The sequence below is a fragment of the Leisingera sp. ABM4_101 genome, assembly GCF_056158725.1.
Genome location: NZ_JBSWTV010000002.1, coordinates 3,165,633 through 3,183,719 on the forward strand (window position 1 = coordinate 3,165,633; position 18,087 = coordinate 3,183,719).

Genomic DNA, 18,087 nt, shown 5'->3' on the forward strand with positions numbered 1-18,087 from the left:
ATGACCAAGACTCTCACCTCCCCGCAATCCGTCCAAACCGCCCAGGTGTCGCCGCGCCGCCGGCAGCCCGAAGAAAGCCATCAGAAGCTGCCCAGGATGCGTCAGCCTGCCATGGCCGCGCCCTATGACCCGGCGGCCGCACCGGACATGCCGCTGACCCGCCTGCTGCACTATTGGTTCGAAGAAGTTTGGTGCAAAGGCAACATGGATGCGGTTGCAGAAGTAATGACCCCGGCCACGGTGATCAGCGGCGCGGTTTCGGCGCTGGCCGAGCCTGAATGCGATTACGGCGAAGTGGTGTCAGCCCTGCGCAATCTGCTGGGTCCGCTCCGCGTGACCTTCACCCATGCGATGGAAACCGCCGAATGGGTGTCCGTGCGGCTGCTTGTCAGCACCAGTGATCCGAGGGACGGCGCGCCTTTTCAGATCTCCGGTCAAATCCTGGCGCAGGTTCAGGATGGCAAGATCACGGAACTGCATTCCAACATGGACTACTTCCGCATGTTCGAAAAGCTTGGCCAGTTGCCACCCGAAGCCCTGGCAATCTGCATGACGGGCGAGCGGCTGAAGTAACCCGGCGCCCCGGTGCTTGACAATCCAGCAGGCAATAGGGTTCTAAGGGGTATGGGGTCCTCCGCGAACGCCCCGTGAGGCGACAGCCCAAGGTTCGCATGTTAATCTTGCTTGCCCGCGAGGAGACATGCTTATGGCTGCCCCGAATGAAATCACCCCCGCCCAGCTCTTGCGCCTGATCGGCACCCCGAATACGCCAGTACTCGCAGATATCTGCACCAGCGAAGACTTTGCAGAAGATCCTTACCTGATCCCCGGATCCTTCCGGCATCCTCATACGGATATCGACGGCCTCAAAGCCCGGATCAAGGGGCGCCGCTGCGTGGTGATCTGCCAGCAGGGCCTCAAGCTGTCGCAGGGCGTGGCCGCCTGGCTGCGCAATGACGGGATCGGAGCGGAGTACCTGCAGGGCGGCATGTACGGCTGGCGCGCCTTCAAGGGGCCGCGCATACCAGCCGGCGCCCTGCCCGCCCCTGCGGGCGGCAGCACCCTTTGGGTGACACGGCACCGGCCCAAGATCGACCGCATTGCCTGCCCTTGGCTGATCCGCCGTTTTGTGGATACAGACGCCCGGTTCCTGTTTGTCTCTCCCGCTGAGGTCGCAGGCATTGCCGAGCGGTTCGGTGCCACGCCGTTTGATACCGAGGGTGTTTTCTGGTCGCACCGCGGTGAATTGTGCACCTTTGACACCATGCTGGATGAGTTCGGCCTCAGGACCCCGGCGCTGGACGCCCTGGCCCGTGTTGTGAGGGGCGCTGACACCAACCGGCATGAACTGGCCCCTGAGGCCGCGGGTCTTCTGGCCATCTCGGTGGGGCTGTCGCGCCAGTACAAGGACGACCATCAGCAGCTTGAGGCAGGCATGGCACTTTATGACGCCCTTTACCGCTGGGCCCGGGACGGCCAGGGGGAAGGCCACAACTGGCCGGCGGACCGGAAAGCATGAGCAATCCCAGCTGGACAGAGATGCTGCGCGTCTTTGGGCGCATAGGGGTGCTGAGCTTTGGCGGCCCGGCCGCGCAGATCGCAGTCATGCACAAGGAACTGGTGGAAGACCGCCACTGGCTGAGCGAGGACAGCTTTCTGCGGGGGCTGTCCTTTTGCATGCTCTTGCCGGGACCAGAGGCGATGCAGCTGGCTACCTATACCGGCTGGCGGATGCGCGGTACCGTCGGCGGATTGCTGGCGGGCTTGCTGTTCGTTCTGCCAGGGGCGGCAGTGATTGCGGCGCTGGTCTGGCTTTATGCGCAATACGGCACCCTGCCCGCGGTTCAATCCGCCTTTCTTGGGGTCAAGGCTGCTGTGGTTATTATCATCCTGCAGGCGCTGCGGCGGCTGGCAGGCAAGGCACTGAAACACAGTTTGGACTGGGCGCTGGCCGGATTTGGATTCGCCGCGCTGTTCCTGTTCAACCTGCCGTTTCCGCTGGTGGTGCTTGCGGCCGCCTGCTTTGGCCTGATGCGCAAGGACGCCAGCGGCCCCGCCCCCCTGCAGAACCCGCCCGCCCGCAATGGCAGCACCCTGCGCACGATAGGGGTTTGGGGCGCGCTGTGGCTGCTGCCGCTGGCCGCGCTGAGCATTTCTGGCGCGGGCTTCCTGGCAGATGTCGGCTGGTTCTTCTCCAAGCTGGCGGTGGTCACCTTTGGCGGCGCCTATGCAGTGCTGGCCTATATGAGCCAGACGGTTGTCAGCCAGTTCGGCTGGATCAGCGCAGGCCAGATGATCGACGCGCTGGGGCTGGCGGAGACCACGCCGGGCCCGCTGATTCTGGTCACCCAGTTTGTTGCCATGCTGGCAGGTCTTCTGGACGGCGGCTTCAGCCAGTTCATGGCCGCGGGCGCTGTGGCGCTTTGGGCCACCTTCATGCCCTGCTTCCTGTGGATCTTTGCTGCCGCCCCCTTTGTCGAACGCATCGCGGCTCACCCCCGGCTTGGCATGGCGCTGAAAGCGGTGACCGCCACTGTTGCCGGCGTCATCCTGAATCTTTCGGTGTGGTTTCTGATCCATGTGGCCTTTGCAGAAACTGGCGTGTTCGAGGCCGGTATCCTGCATGTTCCGCTGCCGGTCTGGAGCAGCCTCAACAGCGCTGCTGCAGCGCTGGTGCTGGCCGCACCGCTGGCCGCCTGGGCCGTGCGCGGCAATATGCTGCTGCTGCTGGCGATCATGGCCGCAAGCGGATTGGCGATTGCGGAATTCCCGTTTGCAATCAGCTGACTGAGGCAGACCGGCAGACCCGCACTGCGGCAAAAATAATTTAACTGCCCAGAAGGCTGCCCTTTTGTTTCCGGCAAAATCTCTTATGCTTAACAGCAAATGAACAAAGGGTGACTGCATGTCCCGTGAAATCGACTATGGCAACCTGATGCACTCTGCCATGCGCGGCCTGATCCGGACCGTGCTGCAGGACGTTTCTGAGAATGGCTTGCCCGGCAACCATCACTTTTTCATCACCTTCGACACCGCCCACCCGGACGTGGAACTGGCGGATTGGCTGTCCGACCGCTATCCTGGCGAAATGACCGTGGTGATGCAGCATTGGTTCGACAATCTGACCGTCGATGAAGACGGATTTGCAGTCACGCTGAACTTCGGCGACTCGCCGGAGCCGCTTTATATTCCCTATGACGCGATCCGAACTTTCGTGGATCCTTCGGTTGAATTCGGGCTGCGTTTTGAAAGCGCCGAGGAGGAGGCCGAAGGTTATTCGGCCGTGCCGGATGCGGCTGAAGAATTGGACAGCGCCGAGGAACAGCCGGAACCTAAGAAAGACGCAGACGTCGTCTCGCTCGACAGTTTCCGTAAATAAGCCAAAGCTGTCTCGCCGCGGCTTGCAGGCAGCCCGCCGGGCTGCCTTTTTCTATGCTGCTTACTCCCGGGCGAGAAAGGTTTCCAGCCGGCGGCGCGGCTCGCCGTTCAGCCGGGAAATATAGACGAGGTCCAGCCCGCCATCGGCCAGGGTCCGGTCGTACTGCTGCATCTCGTAGTCGCCGTTTGGATGGATAAACAGCGAGAACACGGTGAGCGTGTCGCCAGTGATGCGCCCCCAGACAAAGGGTTCGCCCTCCATCGGGTTGAGCGGCACCGAATGGCCAAACACATTGCGGGTCATCGCGGCGGAATAGACACCGTTCCGGCCGCTTTTCTGGAACTCGATTTCATAGGTCTTGGTCTTTTTGCGGCCGTCATCTTTTTCCGTGGTCGATGTCCACTTGATCGTGAAGCCCTTTTTCATCTCGCGGATGACGACACTCATGTCGCGGGGGTCGGTGTCGCCGTCGGCCTTGACGATATCGACACTGCCGGAGTACGCGCCGGTGAACTGCGCGATACTGGCCGCAAGCCCCGGCATCGCACCGGCCAGAAGCAAAGCCCCTGCCAGCAGCAGCGGTGCCAGTAGTTTCACGGGCAGATCAGGACACAAGCGGATTGGCACGTTGTTTTCCTTTCCGGATACTGAATCGCCCATCCCCCGCACTGTAAGCATAGCATGGATCAAGGCAATGGCACGGTTCGGATTGCGCCAATTCGACACTATACCTTGCGGTCCTTTTGGCTATGCTGCGCGCAACTGGCCAATTGCGCCGCATTCCGGCACAGGCTAAACGGCATACAATCGCATACTCAACGGAGAAACAGACGGATGTCCGCAACCCGCACCGAAACCGACAGTTTTGGCCCGCTTGAAGTCCCGGCAGAGAAATACTGGGGCGCGCAAACCCAGCGCTCAATCATGAATTTCCCCATTGGCTGGGAAAAGCAGCCGGTCGCCATTGTGCGCGCACTGGGCGTGATCAAGCAGGCCTGTGCCATGGCCAACAAGGAATTGGGCAAGCTGGACGCAGAAATTGGTGACGCGGTCATTCAGGCGGCCAGCGAAGTGGTCGCAGGCAAGTTCGACGACAACTTTCCGCTCGTGGTCTGGCAGACCGGTTCCGGCACCCAGTCCAACATGAACTCCAACGAGGTTATCGCGAACCGGGCGATTGAGATCCTGGGCGGCGTCATTGGTTCCAAAGACCCGGTGCATCCGAACGATCACTGCAACATGGGCCAATCCTCCAACGACACCTTCCCCACCGCCATGCATATCGCCACCGCGATGTCCGTGCGCGACGTTCTGGTGCCGGGTCTGACAAAGCTGGCCGAAGGGCTGGAAGCCAAGGCGGCGGAGTTCAAGGACATCATCAAGATCGGCCGCACCCACACTCAGGACGCCACACCGCTGACCCTGGGCCAGGAGTTCGGCGGCTACGCGCATCAGATCCGCCAAGGCCTGGCGCGGGTCGAGGCGGCGATGCCCGGCATCTATGAGCTGGCGCAGGGCGGCACCGCCGTCGGTACTGGCCTCAACACCCAGAAGGGTTGGGGCGAGACCGTGGCCGCAAACATGGCCAAAATCACCGGCCTGCCCTTTGTCACCGCGCCGAACAAATTCGAGGCGCTGGCCGCTCATGACGCCATGGTGTTCCTGTCCGGCGCGCTCGCGACAATTGCGGGCAGCTGCTACAAGATCGCCAATGACATCCGCTTCCTTGGCTCCGGCCCGCGCTCTGGCCTGGGCGAGCTGATCCTGCCGGAAAACGAGCCCGGCTCCTCGATCATGCCGGGCAAGGTGAACCCGACCCAGGCAGAGGCGCTGACCCAGGTCGCAGCGCATGTGATGGGCAATGACGCTGCAATCAAATTTGCAGGCTCCCAGGGCCACTTTGAGCTGAACGTCTACAACCCGATGATGTCCTATAATCTGCTGCAGTCGATCCAGCTTTTGGGCGATGCGGCGGACAGCTTCACCGAGCGGATGCTGAACGGCATCCAGGCCAACGAGCCGCGCATCGACAAGCTGATGAAGGAATCCCTGATGCTGGTCACCGCGCTGGCGCCCACCATCGGTTATGACAACGCCACCAAGGTCGCCAAGACCGCGCATAAGAACGGCACCACGTTGAAGGAAGAAGCAATTGCGCTTGGCTTTGTCGATGAGGCCACCTTTGACGCCGTGGTTCGGCCGGAGCAGATGATCGGGCCCAAGGACTGATGGGCAAGCCGGTCAATCTGAACCGGTACAGAAAAGAAAAAGCGCGGGCCGAGAAAAAGGCCCGCGCTGACCGGAACGCCGTGACCTTCGGGCGGACCAAGGCGGAAAAGGATCTCGACAAGGCACGCAATGCTCAAGACGTCCGGTGGCTGGACGAGCATAAGCGCGACGAATGAACGCCCGTCCCAAGAAACACTCCCTGACCTTGCGCGGGCACCGGACCTCGGTGTCTTTGGAGGATGAATTCTGGGATGCCTTCCGCGAGATTGCCGCGAAGGAAGGCCGCGCAATCAATGACTTGGCAGCGGAAATTGATGAAACCCGCGGCGAAGACTGTGGCCTGGCCTCCGCGATCCGGCTATTCGTGCTGCGCCGGTTAAGGGGACATTAACCACGATCCCGTACACTTGCGGAATGACGATGCCAGTTCCTCTTTCGGCCGATGCTTGGCTGCAGCAGCTTTTCCAGTCCCATGCTGCGGCAAGGGGAGGTGTGCTCCGCCGCCAGAAACGCGACATTGAGCGGCTGCTCGGCTGGGACCGGTTTCGGCAGGAATTGAAACACCGTGGTTTCCATGCGGTGGAAAACGCCGGTCAGGTCGTCATTTTCTGCAACCAGGACGCTGTGCGCATCATCCAGTGACGCAAATTTCTTCGAAGAAATTTGCCAAGAAAATTCGAATTTTCTTGGCTACCTTGTGATCAGTTGCAGCCAAATCCCGTTCTTCGACCGTACCGTCAGATGCGCCACCGGCACCGGCGTCTTGTCTGCTACTGGCTCTATCCGGAACCGCCGCAGGATCATCGACAGGATCAGCGGTCCCTCCACCATGGCGAACCCCGCCCCGGTGCAGACGCGCGCGCCCGCAGAAAACGGAATATAGGCGTCGCGCTGGCATTGCTTGCCGTTCTCGGTTCCCCAGCGGGCCGGATCAAACCCGTCTGGATTGTCCCACAGGCGCTCATGCCGGTGCAGATGCCAGGGGCTCAGCACCATCTGCGCGCCCTTCGGCACCTCACGGTTCCGGAAGCGCTCCGGACAGGCCGCCTCGCGCACCATCATCGGAACCGGCGGGTACAGCCGCAGGGTTTCGCGGAACACATCGCGGCTGATCTTCAGTTTTGACACCGCGGCAAAGCTGTCATCCTCCAGCGCGGCCGCCTCTTCCGCCACTTTCTCCTGCCAGTCCGGGTACAGCGCCATCAGATACAGCGCCCAGGCCAGGGCAGAGGCACTGGTTTCATGGCCCGCAAGGAAGAAGATAGCCACCTGGTCCACCATCTCGGCCGCATCAAAAGTACTGCCGGTTTCCGGGTCACTGGTGGTCATAATCTTGGTCGCAAGATCATCGGGTGCAGTGCCCGTTTTGATTGCCTCCATGCGCTCCGCCGTCAGATGGGCGATCAGCGCCCGGATTTCCGCCGCATTCCGGCGGGTGCCGCCGCGGAAGAACCGCGGCATCCAGCGCGGCAGCGGCACAAATGCCGCGAGGTTCAGCAGCGGCTGGCTGCGCTGGTAGTCGCGGAACCGGGTAAAGACCTGCCCGGCCACCTCATGTTCGATCGGGATTGAGAACAGCGTGCGGAAAATCACGTCCGCCGCTGCATGCGATGTTTCCTCTTCGATCTCTACAGGCCCCTGACGCCCTTCAAGACGCGACACCGCTGCCTCAGCCGCCGCCCGCATCGCCGGAAAGGTGTCCCTCAGCCTGCCGCCCTCAAAGGCCGGGTCGATGATCCGCCGCTGCCGCTTCCAGGCCTCGCCATTGGTCAGGAACACCGAATTGCCCAGCAGAGGTTTCAGCCCCTCGGCGATGCGGTCCGATTTGGGGAAATCGTCCGGACGCTCCTTCAGCAAGAGCTTCACCAGATCCGGCTGGTTGACTAGGAAAGAGCGGAAAAACGGGGTGCGGAACTCGGCCATCCAGGCGCGGTAGAGGCGCGCGGGCTGGGCCGAGAGGATGTCCTGCCGGAACAGCCTCACATAGCGCCAGAGCGACACCCGGTCGGGGCGCGCCGGCGGTTTCGGCGGCAGCACTTGCGTCATTCCGCGGCCACCGACGTAAATTTCGACACCGGCACGTCGATCCGTGACTGCGAAGGTTTGCGGTCCCTGTAGCGCTCTGCCAGCGTCAGCGAGCCGGCTGTGATCCGGAAGTAGTCATAATCGCCCGGCCGGTCGAAGGCGCAGAGATACTGGAAATGCAGCCGGAAGAAGCGCCAGCGCAGTTGCTTCCAGCGTTCAGGACTGAGGGTCTGGGTGAAGGCGGCTGAGAAAACCAGCGGCCAGCGCTTGCCCTGGGGTGCAACGCCGCTGACGGCCACCGGATCACACAGGGCAAAGGCGCAGCCATCGCCCGGTGCGGTGACATCCACCCAGGTGATTTCATCGCGCTGGCAAAGGTATCTCAGATCGGTCCGCAGACGCTGCGCCCGCGGCAGGAAGGACACCATCGGCACCACCTGGCCCAAAGTCAGAAAGCCAAGGGCCGGCCGGTCCGCCGGCAACCCGCCGCGGATCAGGTCTGCCAGTACTGACACGCCCAAATGCGCACCCGAGGAATGGCCGACCACCAGCACTTCGTCCAGGCTTCGGTCCTGCAAGGCCCCACGGATCAAAGCGCCAAACTCGGCCATCCTGGCCTCCATTTCTGGCGGGATGGCGCCGCGGAACGCAGCCGAATGAGCATAGTCGTGCATCAGGTAGTAGGCGAAGAAGCTGCCATCGCGTTTCTTGAACCAGTGCAGCAGCGCATAGCCCGCGCCAAGACCCAAGGCCCAGCCCATCAGCCAGGCAACGACGCCGCTCAGCCCGGCAGCGCCGGCGGCTAGCGTAAAGGCATGCGCCAAACCCCAGGCCAGCAGCAGCGCCAGCAGGGCCTGTAACAGCAACATTCCAACCGGGTAAAGCGCCGCAATCACGGGCCCCTTGCGAAGCCGCATCAGCCGCCGGAGCGCGCCGGTGGAGATATAGATCCAGGCGGTGCGTATAAGCTGCCAATAGGTGCCAGTAATCGTGGCCTCCATACTGCCGCGCACGATATCGGACCAGACCAATACGTTGATATCTGCCTCGGAAGTTGCCCCGTCCATCTCCGCGGCGGCATGCCAGCCATAGGCGCCTTTGCCCTGTTTGGCTGCCAGCGTCAGTCTGTAGCCGGAGATCCGGGCCTGTGCAGCACCCTCTTTGCGGTATAGCTCCCTGTAGCGGCGCGGGTGAATAGGGTCATAGCCGGGGATGTAGAACACCCGCCGCTTGCGCACCTGCTGGGGAAGGGAACCGCTCTTATCCACGCTGACCTGCTTTGTCATTTTGCGATCAGACTATCAGCGCAATCCGGCAAGAGTAAGGCCGCAGAACGCCAAGAAAAAGGGGCCCCAAGGCCCCTCGCTTGCTTCGGTCTCAGCCCAGGGCCGCCAACGCCGGGAAGGTTTCCAGCAGCCACCAGGAGAAGGTGGTGAACAAGCCAGTGACCAGCATGATGCCGACGAACAGCAACAGGCCGCCCATCACCTTTTCGATCAGCCCCATGTGGCGCTTCATCTTGTTCATCAGCGTCATCGACCGGTTGAGGAACATCGCCGCCAGCAGGAAAGGCACACCCAGGCCCGCAGCATAAACGCCCAGCAGGATGGTGCCGCGGCTGACGGAGGCCTCCGAAGCCGCCAGCGACAGAATCGCCCCTAGCTGCGGCCCGATGCAGGGGGTCCAGCCAAAGGCAAAGGCCAGCCCCAGCACATAGGCGCCAAGCGCCGACCCGCCGGACTCGCCCGCTTCCATCCGGGCCTCGCGGTCCAAAAGCGGAATGCGGAACACCGACAGGAAATGCAGGCCGAAGACGATCACCACAACACCTGACACTTGCGCAAAAAGTTCCTGATTTTTCAGGACAAACGCGCCAAAGGCCGAGGCTGTGAAGCCAAGCAGCAGGAACACCGTTGACAGCCCCAGCACAAAGAACAGCGCGGCAATAATCGCCTTTCGCCGCGCCGCCGCCGTGCCCTGCATCTCGCCGATGGTGACGCCGCTCATATAGGCCAGATACGGCGGCACGATCGGCAGAACGCAGGGGGATAGGAAACTGATCACGCCGCCCAGCAGCGCCACCAGCATGGCAGGGAGCAGCCCTGCGTCGATGATCTCGATTCCAAACATGTTCCAACACTTATGTCAGCGGCAGGCCAGCGTCACGGGGGCGGCTGGTCACATCCTTGTGGACAGCATGAAACATCACGCTTATCTGAAAACCATGAGCGAGATCAAAGAGACCCTGGATGCCATCGGGCTTTTGTGCCCCCTGCCCGTCCTCAAGGCCCGCAAGCGGCTGAAATCCCTGCAGCCCGGCCATGTGCTGCAATTGCTGGCGGATGATCCGGCTGCGGTGATCGATGTGCCGCATTTCTGCAATGAAGCGGGACATGAATTCCTGGGCCACAGCGATGGTGCAGGGCATCAGATCTACCTGATCCGCAAAGGCGGCTAAACCGGACATTTCTTCAGCACCCGCAGTTGGCGGCGCCTGAATTCTGCAGGAATTCAGACTCGGAAACCACGTGTTTTCCGGGCCGGGAAACGGCTGCGGGCAACAAGGTCTTCGATTTCAACGTGCAGGCAGCGCACAAAAAGAAAGGCAGGCCAATCGGCCTGCCTTTCCAAAAGTCTTTTCTTTCGGCCTCAGCCGCCCATAGACCACCAGCCGCGGCGCTTGGGCTTGGGCGGGGATTCCGGTTCCGGCGCGGCCTCTGCACCGGCCATTGCAGGCTCCGGCTGTTTATCCTCCTGCACCGGAGCAGGTGCGGCAGGTGCGGCCTCTTCTACTGCAGGCTCGTCAGCGGCGGGCTCTGCTTCCGTCCCGGGCTCTGCAGCAGCAGTTTCCTCTGCGGCTTCTTCAACGCTCTCCGCGGGCGCTTCTTCAGCCTCTGCAGGGGCCTCCTCTTGCGCAGTGGCTGCTTCGGCGTCTGCCGTGACCTCAGCCTCGGCAGCAGGCTCCGCCGCAGGTTCTGCGGCCTCAGCCGCCGGCGCATCAGTTGCTTCGGCAGCCTCCGCAGGTTCCTCAGCAGCTTCCGCCGGTGCCGCCTGTTCGGCAGCAGCCGCTTCATCAGCAGCAACTTCTGCCTCAGCAGGCTTTGCCTTCGGCTTTCGCGAACGGGTACGGGTGCGCGAGCGTTTCTTCTCCTTCACATCTTCCACCGGGGCGTCCTCGCCTTCGGCAGCAGCCTCGGACACCTCGGCGGCCTCTTCCGTGGGCTGCCCCTGATCCTCAGATGCCTCGTCACCGGTCTCGCCGGTCTCGCCATTCTGAGACTGCTCGCCATTGCCCCCCTTACGGCGGCGGCGGCGGCGGCGCTTGCGCTTGGGTTTATCCTCCTGCGAGGCTTCATCCGTGGTCTCGGGTGAGGATGGAACCTCATCCTCGTCCTGCTTGGCCTCCTCAGCATCCACCTGATCCATGATCGAGGTATCCACCGACACCACAGGCGCGGAGGCCGCGGGCACATTGCGGGACGCCGTTTTGAATTTCTCCAGAACGAAGTCCGGGCTGACCAGATGCACATCGCCTTCGATGCGCACGGACAGGCCATAGCGCGCTTCGATCTGGGCAATATGCTCGCGCTTCTGGTTCATCAGGAAGTTGGCAATGGACACCGGGCAGCGCACCAGAACCTCGCGGGAGCGGCGGCGGGTGCCCTCTTCCTCGATCTGGCGCAGGATCGACAGCGCCATCGAATCATCCGAACGGATCAGGCCAGTACCGTGGCAATGCGGGCACGGCGCGGTGGTGGCCTCGATCATGCCGGGGCGCAGGCGCTGGCGCGACATTTCCATCAGGCCAAAGCCCGAGATCCGGCCCACCTGGATGCGGGCACGGTCGGTCTTCAGCTTGTCCTTCATGCGCTTTTCGACGGCGGCGTTGTTTTTACGCTCGTCCATGTCGATGAAGTCGATGACGATCAGACCGGCAAGGTCGCGCAGACGCAGCTGGCGCGCCACCTCTTCGGCGGCCTCCAGGTTGGTCTTCAGCGCAGTTTCCTCGATCGAGCCTTCCTTGGTGGCGCGGCCGGAGTTCACATCGATCGCCACCAGCGCCTCAGTGACGCCAATCACGATATAACCGCCGGATTTCAGCTGCACCGTCGGGTTGAACATGCCCGCCAGGTAACTTTCGACTTGGTAACGCGCAAACAATGGCAGCGCTTCCTGGTAGTGCTTCACGTTCTTGGCATGGGACGGCATGATCATCTTCATGAAGTCTTTGGCAATGCGGTAGCCGCGCTCACCCTCTACCAGAACCTCGTCGATCTCGCGGCTGTAAAGATCGCGGATCGAGCGTTTGATCAGGTCGCCTTCCTCATAGATCTTGGCCGGCGCGATGGATTTCAGCGTCAGCTCGCGGATCTGCTCCCACAGGCGCTGCAGGTATTCGTAGTCACGCTTGATCTCGGATTTGGTGCGCTTGGCACCCGCGGTGCGCACGATCAGGCCCGCGCCGGACGGAACGTCCAGTTCGGTTGCGATGTCTTTCAGTTTCTTGCGGTCGGCTGCGTTGGTGATCTTGCGGGAGATGCCGCCGCCGCGGGCGGTGTTGGGCATCAGCACGCAGTAGCGGCCGGCCAGCGACAGGTAGGTGGTCAGCGCCGCACCCTTATTGCCGCGCTCTTCCTTGACGACCTGCACCAGCAGAACCTGGCGGACCTTGATCACTTCCTGGATCTTGTAGCGGCGCGGACGCGGTTTGCGCGGCGGACGGATGTCCTCGCTGTCATCCTCGTCGGCAACCGACTCGATGCTGTCATCCTTGGATGTTGCATCGGCGCGGGCAGGTTTGCCCTCGTCATCGCCTTCCTCGTCGCTGTCGTCCTCTTTGCTGTCTTCCGCGCCGTCTTCGTTTTTGGACACTTCTGCCGCAGGAACAGAATCCGCAGAAGCGGTTTCCACGTCGGCTGCTGCCTCTGTGTCCTTTGACTTTGCGCCGCTTTCACCAGCTTCTTCTGCTGCAGCTTCTACTTCCGAAGCTTCTTCATCACCGGATTCTGCGTCCGCAGCGGCTGAAGGCTCTTCGTCACCGGTTGCAAGCTCTTCAGCCCCGGCGTCCGTATCCGCAGCGGCCGCAGGCCCTTCAGCCCCGGCCTCCGCTGCGGCCACTGCGGTGTCACCCTCCTGGGGCTCTTCCACCGGGGTCTCAGCAACGCGTTCCATAGGCGAAGAGCCTTCCGGCACTTCCGCCAGCTCGGCCGGAACATCTGCCGCGTCGGAATCGTCAGTCAGATCAATAGTTTCCATACCGGCGATCTCTGAAGATTCCGCCTCAGAGGCCTCTACCTCTTTGGTTTCCACGGCATCCTTGGACGACGCCTTGGCGGCCTTGGACGAGGACTTGGAGCGGCGCGAGCGTTTGGGCTTGGCCGGTTTCTCTTCCTCGTCTTCATCGCGGGCGCGCATCGCCTCAGCATAGGCGCGCTCTTCCTCCATCAGGGCCTCGCGGTCCGCAACGGGGATCTGGTAATAATCCGGATGGATCTCGGAAAACGCCAGGAAACCATGACGGTTTCCGCCATAGTCCACAAAGGCCGCCTGCAGGGACGGTTCGACGCGGGTTACTTTTGCGAGGTAGATATTGCCAGCGAGCTGGCGTTTGTTTTCGGATTTAAAGTCAAATTCCTCAACCTTGTTTCCGTCGACCACCACAACGCGGGTCTCTTCCGCGTGGGTGGCGTCAATAAGCATCTTCTTTGCCATGGGTCCTTGGTGCACCTGCCCTGTGCGCCCGCAAGCCTCCTGCTTCCAGGCGGCCGCGCGCGTTTCGGGTGGTGTCTTGTCAGGGCGATGTTGGACGGCGCGGTGCAGCAGGTGGTCCCGGGGTCAATGCCCGGCCTTCCTGCCTCAGTGCTCTTCGCTCTCGCGCGCGTCATCGCGGTTCTTCTCCGGCAGACGGGGCGTGCCCGCGGCTGCCTTGTTATCCCTTTACCGGCTTTAATTCCGGCTTGGGCGCTAAACTGCCCTCTTGGTTCAAGAGGGCCAATCGGTCTGGCTGCTGCTTTCTCGGATCGTGCCGGACAAAAGCCGAAGCCAGCGAAACTCATCAGAACGGGCTGAACCACTTGCCGGTTTGCGGCCCGTTGCGCCAGCATAAGGCCTGTGGATAGGTAATGACAATGGACATTCGTCACCACCGGGCCTGAAAATGCAAACGGCCTGCCCGTATCAGGCAAGCCGTTAATTTCAGGTAAATTTCTCCTGAAAATCCGGAGTTCTGCAAGAATTCCGGCTCGGAAAACAAGTGGTTTCCGGGCCGTTTCCCGCGCCGGGAAACGGCTGCCGGCAGTTCAGGCCAGATAATCGGATCGCTGCAGACCGTATTTCGCCATCTTCTCATTCAAGGTCCGGCGCGGCAGGCACAGCTCATCCATCACGCTGGCAATCGAGCCCTTGTGGCGGCGCATGGTGTTGTCAATCAGCATGCGTTCAAAGGCTTCCACATATTCCTTCAGCGGCTTGCCTTCGGTGGTCATCACCGGCTGCATCTCCTCGTGATCGGACATCAGAAGCGAGGCAATGGTGCCGGAGCCGCGGCGCGACTGCAGCACCGCGCGCTCAGCGATATTGATCAGCTGGCGCACATTGCCCGGCCACGGCGCCTGCAACAGCTGCGCGGCCTCCTGGGCGCTCACCTGCGGCGCGTCGCATCCGTATTCCTCGGAGAATTGCTCCGACAGACGGGTGAACAAGGTCAGGATATCCTCGCCGCGCTGGCGCAGCGGCGGCACGGTGATGCGCAGTGCGGCCAGGCGGTAGAACAGGTCTGGCCGCAGGGCGTCTTCGCAAGTCTTGCCCGCTTCCTGCAGGTTGGAGATCGCGATGATCCGGGTTTCCGCAGGCGTTCCCTGCTCGTTGATCACGCTCAGCAGCTTGGCCTGCAGCGTCTCCGACAGCGCGTCAATGTCTTCCAGCACCAGAGTACCGCCGCGGGCTTCCTCGATTGCGGGCAGCATGCTGTCTTCGGGCAGCATCGGGCCAAACAGGCGTTTGGACAGCACTTCCTCTTCCAGAGCTGCGCAGGAGACCAGCACGAATTTCTTGCCCGCCCGGCTGCCAACCGCGTGCAGCGCATGGGCCACCAGCGTCTTGCCGGTGCCAGTCTCACCGTCAATCAGCACGTGGCCGTCGGCCTGGCCCAGGTCCAGGATATCCTCCCGCAGCCGCTCCATCACCGGGCTTTGGCCGATCAGTTTTTTCATGATCTGGCCGCCATCCGACAACTCCCGCCGCAGCGCCCGGTTATCCAGCGTCAGACGGCGGGCGCCGGTGGCGCGTTTGGCCAGCTCGGACATCCGGTCCGGGTTAAAGGGTTTTTCGAGGAAATCAAACGCGCCTACGCGCATAGCCTCCACCGCCATTGGCACATCGCCATGGCCGGTGATCATGATCACCGGCAGCGCCGAGTCGCTGCCCATCAGCTTTTTCAGGAACTGCATCCCGTCCATGCCCGGCATCTTGATGTCCGAAATCACAATCCCCGGGTAATCCGGGCCCAGCACCTTGAGCGCTTCCTCAGCACTGGAGAAGGTCTCAGTGTCGTAACCCGACAGCGCCAGCCACTGGCTGATTGACTGCCGCATATCCTGTTCGTCGTCCACGATCGCGATTTTCATAGCCTGGGCCATGCGCGTTCTCTCCTAATCACTCCGAGCTGCCTATTCGGCAGCTTCCATGCCGTCCACCAGGACCGGCAGTTGCATCTCAAAGACCGCGCCGCCGTTCTGGCCGTTGCGGGCAGTCAGCCGTCCCCCAAGGTCGTTGACGATCCCCGAGGAGATGGCAAGCCCCAAACCGACCCCGTCACCTGGCTGCTTGGTGGTATAGAACGGCTCGAACAGCTCGTCGAAGTCCTTGATCCCCACCCCATTATCACGCACTGACAGAGTCGCGGTCTCGCCTGCGGCCAGCAGGATTTCCACCTCAGGATCCGGCACCGATTTGGTGGCGTCCAACGCGTTGCGCAAGAGGTTAACCATCACCTGTTCCAGCCGCATCTGGTCCCCCATCACCATAACAGGTTCTTCTGGCAAAATCCGGGTGATTTTCACATGCCGCTGGCGCAGCTGCGGCTCCATCATCGACAGGCTGGAGGCCAGCGCATCGCCCAAGTTTACAGGGCTGAACGCATCGCCGCCTTTGCGCGCATAAGACTTGAGCTGGCGGGTGATCGCCCCCATCCGCTCGATCAGATCATCGATCCGGCCAAAGGAGGCCAGCGCCTCATCCGGGCGGTTGCGGTTGAGCAGCAGCCGGGCGCCCGCCAGGTAGGTTTTCATCGCTGCCAGAGGCTGGTTCAGCTCGTGGCTGACGGCGGCGGACATCTCCCCCAGAGCAGCCAGTTTCGAGCTCTGTGCCAGGCTCTGCTCGGCCACGGCGAGGGTCTTTTGCATGCGCTCACGTTCGGCAATTTCCCGCTGCAGGCGAGCGTTCAATACGCGAAGCTCTGCCGACTCGCGCTGGAACAGCGCCATGCGCAGCGCGGTTTTTCGGCTGAGCGCATAAAAGGCCAGCGCCAGCAGGATGGCGAATCCCATGATTTCCAGCGCCAGCACCGCATTCACCCGCTCGCGCACCGATGAATATGTGGTGAAGGAGGCCATCCGCCAGCCCTGGAACGGCACCCGGGTTTCCAGCCGCATCACCGCCTCGCCCTGCAGATAGGCGTCCGGTGGCAGCGCCGTCCAGTCGGTGGTGGCGCGGATCGCCCGCTGGATGGCGCCTTCCGGTGTCTGCAAGGTCAGCGCATCCGCCTCTTGCAGGCCGCGCCAGCGCGCCTCGGTCGCCAGGATAATGTTGCCTGTGCTGTCGGTGACCAGCACCGCATCGGATATCCCGGCCCAGGCGCGTTCGAACTTTTGCAGGTCGACCTCAACCACAATCGCGCCCAGCACTCCGGTCGCGTCGATCATCCGCCTGGAGTAGGTAAAGCGGTAACCGCCCACTTCGCGCGGGATTACCGAGAACACAGTCGACTTGGCCCGCACCGCATCGACAAAATAGGCCGCGTTGCGGTGGTTTTCGCCCAGCCGGTTGCGGTCGGTGGCCGCGACGGTCCGGCCATCCTGCGCCAGCAGCATGATCGAGGCCGCGCCAATCTCATCCACAAAAGAAATCAGCCGCTGGGTCGACAGGGAAAAGTCGTTGGACTGCAGCGCCGAGATCAGAGTCTGGTCGCGTGCCAGAAGCTGCGGCACGATGGCGTGCTGGCGCAGCTCGCTCAGCAGGTTGCCGGAATAAAGCGCCAGCCGCAGCTCTGCCCGGTTGCGGGTGCTTTCGGTGAACCTGTGTGTCAGGGCCCGGTTGGTGGTCCAGACCGTGACGGCGGCCACTACCATGAACAGGACAAGCGCCAGCCTTGCCCGCCACGAAATCGTGCGGGAGCCGGTCTTGGACTTGCCTTTGGTCACATCAAAGCGCGGGGCGGTCATACAGCAAACCTATTGCGCCCGCCCCGCCTTCTCAAGTCACGCAGCGGTGACCATCCCCGCCAATGCGCGGAACATGGCCGTTCCGTCGGTGCCGCCATGACCCTCGTCGGCGGCGCGCTCAGGATGCGGCATCATGCCGAGAACACGGCGGTTTGCTGACAGAATGCCCGCGATATCCGCAACCGACCCATTGGGATTGTCTTCATAGGTGAATGCCACCCGGTCCTGGTCCTGCAGAGCCTTTACGGTCTCTGCATCGGCAAAATAGTTGCCGTCGTGATGCGCAATCGGCACTCCGATCACGTCGCCAGCGTTATACCCTTGGGTAAAGACGCTCTCGGAGGTCGCAACCTTCAAGTCCACGGTGCGGCAGATGTATTTCAGGCCTGCGTTGCGCAGCAGTGCGCCCGGCAGCACGCCGGTTTCGGTCAGGATCTGGAAACCGTTGCAGACGCCAATGGCATAGCCGCCGCGGTCTGCATGCTCGATCACAGCCTTGCAAATTGGTGACTGGGCCGCGATGGCACCGCAGCGCAGGTAGTCGCCGTAAGAAAAGCCGCCCGGCACGCCGACAATGTCCACGCCTTCCGGCAGCGCGCTGTCTTTGTGCCAGACCATCGACACGTCGAAACCGGCCTGCTCAAACGCCACCGCCAGATCGCGGTCGCAGTTCGAGCCCGGGAAAACAACAACCGCCGCTTTCATCAGGCCATCTCGATGCTGTAGGATTCGATTACGGTGTTGGCCAGCAGCTTCTCGCACATCGCGGTCACGTCGGCCTCGGTGGCGCCTTCGGCCAGATCCAGGTCAATCACCTTGCCCTGACGCACGCCTTCGACCTTGTCAAAGCCCAGAGCCCCCAGCGCGTGGCGCACCGCCTCGCCCTGCGGATCCAGAACCCCGTTCTTCAGCATCACATGCACCCGTGCCTTCATCGCATCATCCCTCAGGTTTTCGATGGCGAAGCCCTGCCGGGCTTCATCTTTCCAAAAATACTCAAAATCCCGCCCTGTC

Annotated in this window: 18 protein-coding genes; 9 read left to right on the forward strand and 9 right to left on the reverse strand. The window is 62.2% G+C overall.

Translation table 11 applies throughout. The features are described from left to right. The 4 genes from ACXAEK_RS16625 (at position 1) to ACXAEK_RS16640 (ending at position 3,379) form a co-directional block, all read left to right on the forward strand. A complete protein-coding gene (locus tag ACXAEK_RS16625) occupies positions 1-573 on the forward strand; it encodes a nuclear transport factor 2 family protein (RefSeq protein ID WP_475043569.1) in 573 nt (190 codons plus the stop codon). A gap of 133 nt (positions 574-706) precedes the next feature. After that, entirely contained in the window at positions 707-1,519 is an 813-nt protein-coding gene (locus ACXAEK_RS16630; protein ID WP_475043571.1) for a chromate resistance protein ChrB domain-containing protein, read from the forward strand. Continuing rightward, positions 1,516-2,787 carry a chromate efflux transporter gene (chrA, locus tag ACXAEK_RS16635; RefSeq protein WP_475043572.1) on the forward strand — a complete coding sequence of 424 codons (1,272 nt, stop codon included), beginning with the start codon at positions 1,516-1,518 and terminating at the stop codon, positions 2,785-2,787. Before ACXAEK_RS16630 ends, chrA begins: the two co-directional genes overlap by 4 nt. Positions 2,788-2,905: 118 nt before the next feature. Then, the gene (locus tag ACXAEK_RS16640; protein ID WP_475043573.1) at positions 2,906-3,379 is read left to right on the forward strand and encodes an SspB family protein; all 474 of its coding nucleotides are present in this window, start codon (positions 2,906-2,908) and stop codon (positions 3,377-3,379) included. A gap of 60 nt (positions 3,380-3,439) precedes the next feature. Here the strand turns inward: ACXAEK_RS16640 and ACXAEK_RS16645 are convergent, their stop codons facing one another. Continuing rightward, complete coding sequence (locus ACXAEK_RS16645; protein WP_475043575.1) at positions 3,440-3,976, reverse strand: hypothetical protein; 537 nt, start codon at positions 3,974-3,976, stop codon at positions 3,440-3,442. Between the two features lie 237 nt (positions 3,977-4,213). Here ACXAEK_RS16645 and fumC point away from each other — a divergent pair, with 237 nt between their 5' ends. Genes fumC through ACXAEK_RS16665 form a run of 4 tightly spaced genes read left to right on the forward strand, consistent with a single transcriptional unit; the run spans position 4,214 to position 6,250 of the window. After that, on the forward strand, positions 4,214-5,608 hold the full coding sequence (gene fumC / locus ACXAEK_RS16650) for a class II fumarate hydratase (protein ID WP_475043576.1): 1,395 nt from the start codon (positions 4,214-4,216) through the stop codon (positions 5,606-5,608). Continuing rightward, on the forward strand, positions 5,608-5,784 hold the full coding sequence (locus tag ACXAEK_RS16655) for a DUF4169 family protein (RefSeq protein ID WP_475043577.1): 177 nt from the start codon (positions 5,608-5,610) through the stop codon (positions 5,782-5,784). The genes fumC and ACXAEK_RS16655 overlap by 1 nt, the downstream gene beginning before the upstream one ends. Further along, the gene (locus tag ACXAEK_RS16660) at positions 5,781-5,999 is read left to right on the forward strand and encodes a ribbon-helix-helix domain-containing protein (RefSeq protein WP_475043579.1); all 219 of its coding nucleotides are present in this window, start codon (positions 5,781-5,783) and stop codon (positions 5,997-5,999) included. Before ACXAEK_RS16655 ends, ACXAEK_RS16660 begins: the two co-directional genes overlap by 4 nt. A gap of 23 nt (positions 6,000-6,022) precedes the next feature. Further along, on the forward strand, positions 6,023-6,250 hold the full coding sequence (locus tag ACXAEK_RS16665) for an N-(5'-phosphoribosyl)anthranilate isomerase (RefSeq protein ID WP_475043580.1): 228 nt from the start codon (positions 6,023-6,025) through the stop codon (positions 6,248-6,250). Between the two features lie 48 nt (positions 6,251-6,298). On the opposite strand, the gene ACXAEK_RS16670 is transcribed toward ACXAEK_RS16665, so the two are convergent. The 3 genes from ACXAEK_RS16670 to ACXAEK_RS16680 all read right to left on the reverse strand — a co-directional run bounded on the left by ACXAEK_RS16670 (position 6,299) and on the right by ACXAEK_RS16680 (position 9,763). Beyond that, positions 6,299-7,654 carry a cytochrome P450 gene (locus ACXAEK_RS16670; RefSeq protein ID WP_475043581.1) on the reverse strand — a complete coding sequence of 452 codons (1,356 nt, stop codon included), beginning with the start codon at positions 7,652-7,654 and terminating at the stop codon, positions 6,299-6,301. Then, positions 7,651-8,919, reverse strand: a complete 1,269-nt coding sequence (locus ACXAEK_RS16675; RefSeq protein ID WP_475043583.1) for a hypothetical protein — start codon at positions 8,917-8,919, stop codon at positions 7,651-7,653. The genes ACXAEK_RS16670 and ACXAEK_RS16675 overlap by 4 nt, the downstream gene beginning before the upstream one ends. Before the next feature lie 91 nt (positions 8,920-9,010). After that, positions 9,011-9,763 carry a cytochrome c biogenesis CcdA family protein gene (locus ACXAEK_RS16680; protein ID WP_475043584.1) on the reverse strand — a complete coding sequence of 251 codons (753 nt, stop codon included), beginning with the start codon at positions 9,761-9,763 and terminating at the stop codon, positions 9,011-9,013. 94 nt (positions 9,764-9,857) lie between these two features. Between ACXAEK_RS16680 and ACXAEK_RS16685 the strand changes: the two genes are divergently transcribed. Next, positions 9,858-10,091, forward strand: a complete 234-nt coding sequence (locus ACXAEK_RS16685) for a sulfurtransferase TusA family protein (protein ID WP_475045295.1) — start codon at positions 9,858-9,860, stop codon at positions 10,089-10,091. Positions 10,092-10,282: 191 nt separating this feature from the next. On the opposite strand, the gene ACXAEK_RS16690 is transcribed toward ACXAEK_RS16685, so the two are convergent. From ACXAEK_RS16690 to purS, 5 genes are all read right to left on the reverse strand, one after another. Continuing rightward, on the reverse strand, positions 10,283-13,345 hold the full coding sequence (locus ACXAEK_RS16690; protein ID WP_475043585.1) for an Rne/Rng family ribonuclease: 3,063 nt from the start codon (positions 13,343-13,345) through the stop codon (positions 10,283-10,285). A gap of 587 nt (positions 13,346-13,932) precedes the next feature. Then, complete coding sequence (locus ACXAEK_RS16695) at positions 13,933-15,270, reverse strand: sigma-54-dependent transcriptional regulator (protein ID WP_475043588.1); 1,338 nt, start codon at positions 15,268-15,270, stop codon at positions 13,933-13,935. A gap of 30 nt (positions 15,271-15,300) precedes the next feature. Then, the gene (locus tag ACXAEK_RS16700) at positions 15,301-17,073 is read right to left on the reverse strand and encodes an ATP-binding protein (RefSeq protein ID WP_475043590.1); all 1,773 of its coding nucleotides are present in this window, start codon (positions 17,071-17,073) and stop codon (positions 15,301-15,303) included. 36 nt (positions 17,074-17,109) lie between these two features. After that, complete coding sequence (purQ, locus tag ACXAEK_RS16705; RefSeq protein WP_475043592.1) at positions 17,110-17,778, reverse strand: phosphoribosylformylglycinamidine synthase subunit PurQ; 669 nt, start codon at positions 17,776-17,778, stop codon at positions 17,110-17,112. Further along, a complete protein-coding gene (purS, locus tag ACXAEK_RS16710) occupies positions 17,778-18,008 on the reverse strand; it encodes a phosphoribosylformylglycinamidine synthase subunit PurS (RefSeq protein ID WP_019297460.1) in 231 nt (76 codons plus the stop codon). The genes purQ and purS overlap by 1 nt, the downstream gene beginning before the upstream one ends. Positions 18,009-18,087 lie beyond the last annotated feature (79 nt).

Coding starts and splice junctions, on each gene's coding strand:
- purS (WP_019297460.1), bottom strand. CDS start 18,008: ATGAAGGCACGGGTGCATGTGATGCTGAAGAACGGGGTTCTGGATCCG.
- ACXAEK_RS16695 (WP_475043588.1), bottom strand. CDS start 15,270: ATGGCCCAGGCTATGAAAATCGCGATCGTGGACGACGAACAGGATATG.
- ACXAEK_RS16680 (WP_475043584.1), bottom strand. CDS start 9,763: ATGTTTGGAATCGAGATCATCGACGCAGGGCTGCTCCCTGCCATGCTG.
- ACXAEK_RS16685 (WP_475045295.1), top strand. CDS start 9,858: ATGAGCGAGATCAAAGAGACCCTGGATGCCATCGGGCTTTTGTGCCCC.
- chrA (WP_475043572.1), top strand. CDS start 1,516: ATGAGCAATCCCAGCTGGACAGAGATGCTGCGCGTCTTTGGGCGCATA.
- ACXAEK_RS16690 (WP_475043585.1), bottom strand. CDS start 13,345: ATGGCAAAGAAGATGCTTATTGACGCCACCCACGCGGAAGAGACCCGC.
- ACXAEK_RS16700 (WP_475043590.1), bottom strand. CDS start 17,073: ATGACCGCCCCGCGCTTTGATGTGACCAAAGGCAAGTCCAAGACCGGC.
- ACXAEK_RS16665 (WP_475043580.1), top strand. CDS start 6,023: ATGACGATGCCAGTTCCTCTTTCGGCCGATGCTTGGCTGCAGCAGCTT.
- ACXAEK_RS16670 (WP_475043581.1), bottom strand. CDS start 7,654: ATGACGCAAGTGCTGCCGCCGAAACCGCCGGCGCGCCCCGACCGGGTG.
- ACXAEK_RS16655 (WP_475043577.1), top strand. CDS start 5,608: ATGGGCAAGCCGGTCAATCTGAACCGGTACAGAAAAGAAAAAGCGCGG.
- fumC (WP_475043576.1), top strand. CDS start 4,214: ATGTCCGCAACCCGCACCGAAACCGACAGTTTTGGCCCGCTTGAAGTC.
- ACXAEK_RS16660 (WP_475043579.1), top strand. CDS start 5,781: ATGAACGCCCGTCCCAAGAAACACTCCCTGACCTTGCGCGGGCACCGG.
- ACXAEK_RS16630 (WP_475043571.1), top strand. CDS start 707: ATGGCTGCCCCGAATGAAATCACCCCCGCCCAGCTCTTGCGCCTGATC.
- ACXAEK_RS16640 (WP_475043573.1), top strand. CDS start 2,906: ATGTCCCGTGAAATCGACTATGGCAACCTGATGCACTCTGCCATGCGC.
- ACXAEK_RS16625 (WP_475043569.1), top strand. CDS start 1: ATGACCAAGACTCTCACCTCCCCGCAATCCGTCCAAACCGCCCAGGTG.
- ACXAEK_RS16675 (WP_475043583.1), bottom strand. CDS start 8,919: ATGACAAAGCAGGTCAGCGTGGATAAGAGCGGTTCCCTTCCCCAGCAG.
- purQ (WP_475043592.1), bottom strand. CDS start 17,778: ATGAAAGCGGCGGTTGTTGTTTTCCCGGGCTCGAACTGCGACCGCGAT.